At 50.0% G+C, this 8,341-nt stretch carries 6 protein-coding genes; 2 read left to right on the top strand and 4 right to left on the bottom strand.

The genetic code is table 11. The annotated features are described in order from the left end of the window. Positions 1 to 146: 146 nt before the first annotated feature. From ACUVQO_RS21410 to ACUVQO_RS21395, 4 genes are all read right to left on the bottom strand, one after another. A complete protein-coding gene (locus tag ACUVQO_RS21410) occupies positions 147 to 719 on the bottom strand; it encodes a Uma2 family endonuclease (protein ID WP_445927850.1) in 573 nt (190 codons plus the stop codon). Positions 720 to 757: 38 nt separating this feature from the next. Next, complete coding sequence (locus tag ACUVQO_RS21405) at positions 758 to 1,936, bottom strand: NAD(P)/FAD-dependent oxidoreductase (RefSeq protein ID WP_445927849.1); 1,179 nt, start codon at positions 1,934 to 1,936, stop codon at positions 758 to 760. 17 nt (positions 1,937 to 1,953) lie between these two features. Beyond that, positions 1,954 to 4,581 (bottom strand): alanine--tRNA ligase, encoded by a 2,628-nt coding sequence (gene alaS, locus ACUVQO_RS21400; protein ID WP_445927848.1) that lies wholly within the window; start codon positions 4,579 to 4,581, stop codon positions 1,954 to 1,956. A gap of 166 nt (positions 4,582 to 4,747) precedes the next feature. After that, positions 4,748 to 4,939, bottom strand: a complete 192-nt coding sequence (locus ACUVQO_RS21395) for a hypothetical protein (RefSeq protein WP_445927847.1) — start codon at positions 4,937 to 4,939, stop codon at positions 4,748 to 4,750. A 1,275-nt stretch (positions 4,940 to 6,214) separates the two neighbouring features. Here ACUVQO_RS21395 and ACUVQO_RS21390 point away from each other — a divergent pair. Both ACUVQO_RS21390 and ACUVQO_RS21385 read left to right on the top strand, forming a co-directional pair. Continuing rightward, positions 6,215 to 7,231, top strand: coding sequence for a LysR family transcriptional regulator (locus ACUVQO_RS21390; protein WP_445927846.1), 1,017 nt, complete (start codon positions 6,215 to 6,217; stop codon positions 7,229 to 7,231). A gap of 5 nt (positions 7,232 to 7,236) precedes the next feature. After that, positions 7,237 to 8,341: protein kinase domain-containing protein (locus tag ACUVQO_RS21385; protein WP_445927845.1), on the top strand; the 1,105-nt coding region annotated here is incomplete at its 3' end.

Below are 8,341 nucleotides of genomic sequence, written 5' to 3'. Positions count from 1 at the left end.
TGCGTTTCATCCCCGGCTTAAAAGACCGGGGTTCTCACGCGAGTTTTCTATAGCGTCTAGAAACCGGGTTTCTGACTTGCTACCGCTAAGACGGAGTAGCTTAACGATAAAGAAACCCGGTTTCTGAGGATGTTGTTCTATCTTGACTACAACAGTTGAGCCACCGTTTTGTAGAGGGCGGCGATCTCACAGGTAAAGCCAATACTGCTAAACTCAATGGTATCCCCTGTTTGGCAGATGCGGGGAACCAACAAGTTATTTGATTTGCGTTCAAACTGTTCCACCAGAATTTGGTTTTGGTGAACTAAGACATATTCCTCAAAGGTGGGATTGGATTTGTAATCCGCGAATTTATTACCGCGATCGAACGCCTCGGTGGAGTCGGATAGCACCTCAATAATCAGCTTAGGGTGCAGAATAAAATCTTCGTCCGAGCGGAGGTCGCGATCGTCGCAAGTGACGGCCAGATCAGGATAGTAGAAAAGATTGAGGGTAGGTAGACGCACTTTCATGTCAGTAGCGTAGGCAATGCAACCTGTACCTCGTAAATGATTGATCAGGAGGGCGGAGAGGTTCCCTGTGATGATCATGTGGGCTTTGCTGGCTCCTGCCATTACCACCATTTGCCCCTGAAGATATTCGTGCTTGATGGGACTGATCCGCTCAAGTGCTAAATAGTCTTCTGGAGTAAAGTAGGCATGGCTTTTGCTAACAGTCACGATCGTTGCTCCCGTATAGTGATTGGCTGCCTAGCAGGCTAACCAAAGCGGTTAGGCAAAAGCTGTTTTAGTAGAGGGTCAGTTTTTGCGATCGTCGCCTGTTTGGCAAATCGACGCGCTAAGGCTGGTACAATCGCCAGAGGATTGCTGAAACCTGAAAACAGATGCAAATTTTTCCAATCGGCGATCGGGCCAATCAATGGTAAACTATCCCGACTAAAGGCGATCAGACAGTGATGCCAGGTGCCAGGCACGTCTTGCAAAGCCGGAAGAATCGCTCCCACCTGGGTACGAATGGCGGTTTCACTGGCTGCCGCATCCAGCGGAGCAAAGGGATCTGTCAGAGCACGGCTAATTTGTCCCAACCGCATTCGCCCGTCTAAAAACTGAATTGCTCCCGCATCTAGGATGGCAGGCACAGGTTCATGTCCGGGGTGATCCCAGAGTGAATCAATTTCGGCTTGGCTGGCCCTGGCTTCCAGTTGAAAGCGCCGGGTTTGAGCAGGCATTACCAGCGATCGCAGCTTGATGTCCAGGGGGGGGGTTTCGATCAGTTCGGCATGAGTGAAGTATTGCGCAATGGCAATGCCCGCCTGCCGTAAGAAGAGACGAGTGAGTGCTCCCGTACAGATCGCGATATTTTTAGCAGAATAAGTATTCTGGCGACCTTGAATGCCTTGAACCTGCTTCCCATCCCCTTCAAGAACTGCCATTGCAGTTTCAATTTGCAACGTGCCGCCCCGCTTGATGAAAGCCTGACGATAGGCTTCCACCAGTTTCCCTAAATTCACGTGACCATGTCTAACGGTAAAGGCTCCCGAGATCGCGGCTGGATTGAGTAAAGGTTCTAACTCACAGGCTTGCTGCCGCTCCACATACTGAGGTGGTATAGCAAAGGCTTGGTAAGATTGGGCGATCGCTGGAATATCGGCATCTGGGGGAACGGTCAGCACCAGATCCAGTTCCCGGAATTCTGGGTCGCTCTCCAGTTCATCAGCCAGCGATCGATGAATGGCGATGCCCTCTGCACACAGTTGTCGAGTTAACTCTGTGGTTCCGGCCCAATAAGCAATCCCACCATATCCATAGCGGCTGGCTCCCTGCAAGGTGACATCCTGTTCCAGCAGCAACACCGACAGCCCCTGGTTGGCTAACTCGTAAGCTAGTGCGGTTCCAGTAATGCCTCCACCTACCACAATCCAATCAAATTTGTTCATGACTGTGATGGATTCACTTAACTGAGGCCCGATTTAAGCTGCTGTTTTGCCTCTTCCAAAGCGGCGGGCAGTTTGCTGTCATCCCGTCCACCCGCCTGGGCCAGGTTCGGACGGCCACCGCCACCACCACCACACAGCTTGGCGATCGCACCCACCAATTTTCCGGCCTGCAAGCCTTTTTTTACCACTTCTGGACTGAAGGCGGCCACCAGACTGACTTTTCCGGATTCAGGCACCGAACCAAGCACAACTGCACTGTTGGGCAGTTTTTGCTGCAGTTGTTCCGCCGCTGTTTTCAGGGAATCGGGATCCACATTCGCCAGCTCCGCCACCAAAATCTTGAAGTCACCTACAGCCTCCGCTTGGGCCAGCAGACTGTCTGCTTTGGCTAATGCCAGTTGGGACTTTACGGCTTCCAGTTGCTTCTGGGTAGCCTTCAATTCATTTTGTAAGGTGGTAATGCGATCAGGAATTTCTTCTGGTTTCACCTTAAAGCGATCGCTCAGATCCTTCACGATGGCATCTCGTACATTCAGGTACTCCAGCACAGAAGGACCAGCCACCGCTTCAATGCGCCGAATGCCAGCCGCCACGCCCGACTCGGAAATAATTTTAAATAAACCAATTTCAGCCGTGTTACTGACGTGGGTGCCCCCACATAGCTCCATCGAGACTCCGGGCACATCCAGAACCCGCACCTCATTGGCGTATTTTTCGCCAAACATGGCGATCGCCCCCCGTGCTTTGGCCTCCGCCAGCGGCAGAATGTAGGTTTGGGCCGTGTGAGCCTCAGCAATCCAGGTATTGATTAAGTCCTCAATCTGTTGCAGTTCATCGGCTGTTACCGGGCGGGGACAGTGGAAATCAAACCGCAGGCGATCGAACGCGACCAGAGAACCTGCCTGGGAAATCTGATCATCGACAATCTGCTTGAGGGCCGCTTGCAGCAGGTGAGTAGCAGTATGGTTGGCCTGGGCACGCCGACGACAGGCCAGATCAATTTGAGCATTGACTACATCCGCCACATGCAGAGTGCCCCGCTCAATCCGTCCGTAGTGAACGTAGAAGCCGGATTCCTTCTGGACATCGTAAATTCGTACCAGAACATTTTCGCCGGAGAGATAGCCACAATCGCCCACCTGCCCTCCCGACTCCGCATAAAAAGGCGTTTGATCTAGAATCACCTGGACTTCCGTACCGGCTTCGGCCAGCGTGACACTATGGCCGCCCACCATCAGAGCCTGGACTTCAGCTTCTGTCGAAGGTTGGACGTAGCCCAGAAATTCGGTTTCATGAATGTGATCTGCCAGTTGATTCAGGGATCCCTGGACAGTCAGGTCAATGGTTTCTACGGCGTTCCGCGATCGCTGCCGTTGTTTTTCCATCTCTGCCTGGAAGCCTTCCAGATTGACAGTGAGTCCTTTTTCAGCGGCAATTTCCTGGGTCAATTCCAGGGGAAAGCCATAGGTGTCATACAGAATGAAGGCATTTTCGCCAGGAATTTGTCCCCCAGGGCCAATTTTTTCGATCAGAGTCGCCAGTTCCCGTTCCCCAAATTCCAGGGTCTTGAGGAAACGAATTTCCTCCCGTTGTAGCGCCAGTTTGATTGTCAGTTCCATGCGCCGCACATGCGGATAGGCATCTTCAGCCAAGGCGATCGCCGTTTCAGCCACCTGGGGTGTAAATTTCTGGTTAATCCCAATCAGCCTCCCGTAGCGAATCACTCGGCGAATCAGTCGCCGCAGCACGTAACCCCGTCCTTCATTGGAGGCGGTAATTCCATCGGCCAGCATGTGAACCACGGCTCGAATATGGTCACCAATCACCTTAAGCGCAACTTTTGTTAATTCATCGGCCTTGGTGTAATCAATGCCCGCAATTTCAGCCGCTGTTTGGACGATCGGAAAAATCAGATCAGTTTCGTAATTATTGGGTACTTGTTGCAGGATTTGGGCCATCCGCTCCAGGCCCATGCCTGTATCAATGTTTTTACTTTTCAGGGGAGTTAATTTGCCGTCCACATCCCGGTTGTATTGCATAAACACCAGGTTGTAGAACTCAATGAAGCGACTGTCATCTTCCAGGTCGATATAGTCATCCCCCAGTTCCGGCTTGAAGTCGTAGTACAACTCGGAACAGGGGCCACAAGGCCCCGTAGGACCGGACACCCAGAAGTTATCATCCGCTCCCATGCACTGAATCCGGTGCTCTGGAATGCCGATTTCGTCACGCCAGATGGCAAAAGCTTCGTCATCTTCTTCAAACACACTGACGACCACTCGTTCAGGAGGAAGGCCAAACACCTGAGTTGATAACTCCCAGGCCCAGGCGATCGCTTCGGACTTAAAGTAATCACCAAAGCTGAAATTTCCCAGCATCTCAAAGAAGGTGTGGTGCCGTGCCGTCCGCCCTACATTTTCAATGTCATTGGTACGAATGCATTTCTGAGCGGTCGTGGCTCGGGGAAACTCCGCCGCTCGCTGGCCCAAAAAAATCGGCTTGAAGGGTAACATTCCGGCGATCGTCAGCAGAACAGTTGGATCCTCTGGCACCAGGGAAGCACTGGGAAGAACCTTGTGTCCTTTACTCGCAAAAAAATCCAGGAAGGTTTGCCGAATTTGAGCACCACTTAGGGGAGTAAGCATTGGAGTTTGCAAAAAGTACTGTGTGTGAATACAAAACAATCTTTCTTGATCATGCCGCAAGATCGCGGTAACTCTCATGGCTATTGCCACTGAGTTGGCACAGATACACCCTACTTCTTAAATGCCCCAAAATGCTCCGGAGTTTGCCTTACACATCTCCTAAAATTTATCGCTTCAGTTCCAGAATAAGACAAAACAAACTGGCCTGATTGGGAGTGAGGAACTGTTGCACGACATCCTGCATTAGCTGATAGGTGATCGCCCAATTTTCTGGGGGGCCAAAGGCTTTCATAACGGCCTGTTGAAAACTATCCGAATCGAGCTTCTTGACCCTGTTTAGCACCTGCTGAACAATCATTGCTTCGGCTACCTACAACCGTGGATCAGTCTGAGCTTCCAGGTAGAAGGAACGGGCATGGTGATCCATGAATTTGAGCTCACCATCCGTAGCATAGCGACCATCTGCGACATCACTCAACTGCTTCAACCAGCTCAGAGGGTGTTGGAAAAGTATCTGGCGGTTAAAACCGCGACTACACTCACCCAGTCTGCCGACGCAAACTCAATACAATCAAGAGTTTTCAGTAACCTGCGGGGGAAACCGGGCTGAAAATCCCCCTTTTTAAGGGGGATTTAGGGGGATCTAAACTGTTTCGTTACCAGCAAGAGAACTTCTCAAACATCCTCTTAGGTTATGTATCTCTTGGTTAGAGAAAATGAGTTCCAAGAGTAAAACTGGTGGTGTCCTCAATTTGCTTCAGCATCAATCGGGTAATCAGCTTGCCTGCTTCCAATAGCACCTGCCCTGTAATTAGGATGGAGTAGATCCTGTTCAGCCCGCCGTCTAATCAGCGCTTCAATATCCTTAATGGAATTAATATACATCCCAAGCGGCAGTTGAACTGTCTGGAGATCAGATTTCTGGGAAGTCTGTAGGGATAACGGTGTGACCTTTAGGAGGGCCTATCGGGGAGTGAGTGCTAAAGTTAGACGGAGTGATAGCACCAGCGATGAGGCAAAATTTGGCAATTACATTGGTAATATCTTCTCTCAGTGAGTCTTTTAGGTTTTTAATAGTTTTTAGATAGTTCGCATAAACCAGATCATTACAGGTTAAAACCAGCAAAACCATGTCCTGATCCGCTTTATATAATGTGGACTTGATGTCCCGCAAACTGAAATTGGAAGGATGCAAAACCTTCAGAAATCGTTTCGACAACCTGTACAATGCCCTGAGCTAAAACCTCTTTCTGTTGAAAATTTAAACCTTGTCCAAGTCCAGAACCGTAGTTTCTCTGATGGGAAAATGACCGTTCTCTAGCTGGACTTGGTTTAATGTTCGATCTACTCCATCAAAATAAGGCCGCGATCGCCCATCCATGAGAGCAAACTCTAAAATTCCTGGTAAATTCAGAAAATCTTAAATAACTTCCTGTTTCATAGCTTTCCATTTACGTTTCGATACAATTACATACCTGGATGTGTTTTTGGAGACTTCACAGATTATTTCATAGATTATCTATGCTACGGTTTTGGTTTTAGAGGCCCCTATTTTTGCATCTGCTGCTGACGTTCGATTTCATCGAGCAGACTGGTAAAGCGTTCGCTCCTTACACTCTTCGGGTTTAGCCGTATGTCTGACCTTCCTTTCACTCTAGATCAGCTCCGCATTCTCAAAGCGATCGCCGCTGAGGGAAGCTTCAAACGGGCTGCTGACAGTCTCTATGTTTCTCAACCTGCTGTCAGTCTTCAGGTGCAAAACCTGGAGCGCCAGTTAGATGTTCCCTTATTTGACCGGGGAGGCAGGCGGGCGCAGTTAACGGAAGCTGGACATCTTTTACTCAACTATGGAGAAAAGATTCTTACCCTCTGTCAGGAGACGTGCCGTGCTCTGGAGGATTTGCAAAATCTTCAGGGCGGCACCCTCATCATTGGCGCCAGCCAAACCACTGGAACCTACTTACTTCCTCGAATGATTGGCATGTTTCGCCAGAAATATCCTGATGTTGCGGTACAGTTGCATGTTCACTCCACCCGTCGAACGTCCTGGAGCGTTGCCAATGGCCAGATTGACCTGGCGATCATTGGGGGAGAGATTTCTCCAGAACTTCAGGATTCTCTAGAAATTATTCCCTATGCTGAGGACGAGCTCGCGCTGATTCTGCCAATCATGCATCCTTTAGCTAAGGAAGAGGTGGTGCAGAAAGATGACCTCTATCGGCTGCAGTTTATTGCGCTGGATTCTCAGTCCACCATCCGCAAAGTCATTGATCAGGTGCTTACCCGGTCTGGTATTGAAACGCGCCGACTCAAAATTGAAATGGAACTGAATTCCATTGAAGCGATTAAAAATGCTGTTCAATCTGGACTGGGGGCTGCTTTTGTGTCGATCTCTGCGATCGAAAAAGAACTGCAAATGGGTGTGCTACACCGAGCCAGAATTGATGATGTGGTGGTTAAACGCATGCTATCGGTGATTATCAATCCCAACCGCTATCGCTCCAAGGCTGCAGAAGCATTTTGTAAGGAAATCTTACCGAAATTTGCTTCCTACACTGCAGATTTACAGTCATATACTCTGGGGCATTCTGAAACTGTGCAATCCATCAGTCTGGATCATACGCTGGTAGTGCCCGACATCGATTCTTAACCGCAATGGATCTTTACTGCACTCGTCCAGGTTGCCCTAAACCTGTAAACTCCTTTGTAGACCTGGATGATCCTGCAATCCTGAAATCAGTCCCCCAAAAATATTGCACCAGCTGTGGGATGCCGCTGATTCTGATTGGACGTTATTTGCCTCTAAAATTACTAGGGCGAGGAGGATTTGGGGCTGCTTTTCTAGCCCGCGATCGCTATACTCCAAAGTTGCGACAGTGTGTAGTCAAGCAATTTCAACCTGCTAACCATTTCACTCCCAGCCAGCTGCAGGTGGCTCAGGAGTTGTTTGAACGAGAGGCGCAAGCTCTGGAAGACCTCGGCAATACTCATCCAGCTATTCCTGATCTATATGCCTTTTTTGAACTCACCGTTCCCAGTTACCCTCCGGGCCAGCAAGTCAAATTCTTTTACCTGGTGCAGGAATTTATTGATGGTGAGACTCTAGAAGAGGAGTTGGCAAAACAAGGGCCATTTTCTCCCCAAGATGTGACGATCGTATTGCAGGAAGTTTTAGCAATTTTGCAATTTGTTCACGACCATGGCTCCATTCATCGGGATATTAAGCCTTCTAACATCATGAGAAATCCGGAGGGACGCATCTATCTACTAGATTTTGGGGCCGTTCGGCAGGCGACAAAAGCCAATGTCAAGTCCACAGGGATTTTCTCTGAAGGATTTGCGCCTCCAGAGCAGATGCGAGGCGGAGAAATTTATCCTTCTAGCGACCTGTATGCTCTCGCTGTTACCGCTTTGGTGCTATTAACCGGGAGACTGCCCGACGAATTGTACGACGCTCGCAACGATGTTTGGCGATGGCAGGCTTATGCTCCTCAAGTCAGCAATTCCCTCGCCCAAATTTTAAATCGAATGCTGAATAGTTCTCCCAGTCAGCGCTTTCAATCTGCCAGCGAGGTTCTCGCTGCCCTCCCCTCTCAAGCCTCCTCACCTCATTCCTCGATCTCCTCCTCCCCCTTTGCCGCTCCCCTACCCTCCCCCGCTCCCATCACCTCCCCTCCTTCCGTCTCCAGTTCTCCCAATCCCCCCGCCTCCATCCCCACCCCCCGCCCCCCCGCTCCTGCGATCGCTCCCTTTTCTACCC

The sequence above is a fragment of the Leptodesmis sp. genome (genome assembly GCF_052746595.1).
This window is presented reverse-complemented; position numbering and strand designations above follow the sequence as displayed.

What these genes read in the sequence shown, in the direction of transcription:
- ACUVQO_RS21405 (WP_445927849.1), bottom strand. Translation starts at nt 1,936, where the DNA reads ATGAACAAATTTGATTGGATTGTGGTAGGTGGAGGCATTACTGGAACC.
- alaS (WP_445927848.1), bottom strand. Translation starts at nt 4,581, where the DNA reads ATGCTTACTCCCCTAAGTGGTGCTCAAATTCGGCAAACCTTCCTGGAT.
- ACUVQO_RS21395 (WP_445927847.1), bottom strand. Translation starts at nt 4,939, where the DNA reads ATGATTGTTCAGCAGGTGCTAAACAGGGTCAAGAAGCTCGATTCGGAT.
- ACUVQO_RS21390 (WP_445927846.1), top strand. Translation starts at nt 6,215, where the DNA reads ATGTCTGACCTTCCTTTCACTCTAGATCAGCTCCGCATTCTCAAAGCG.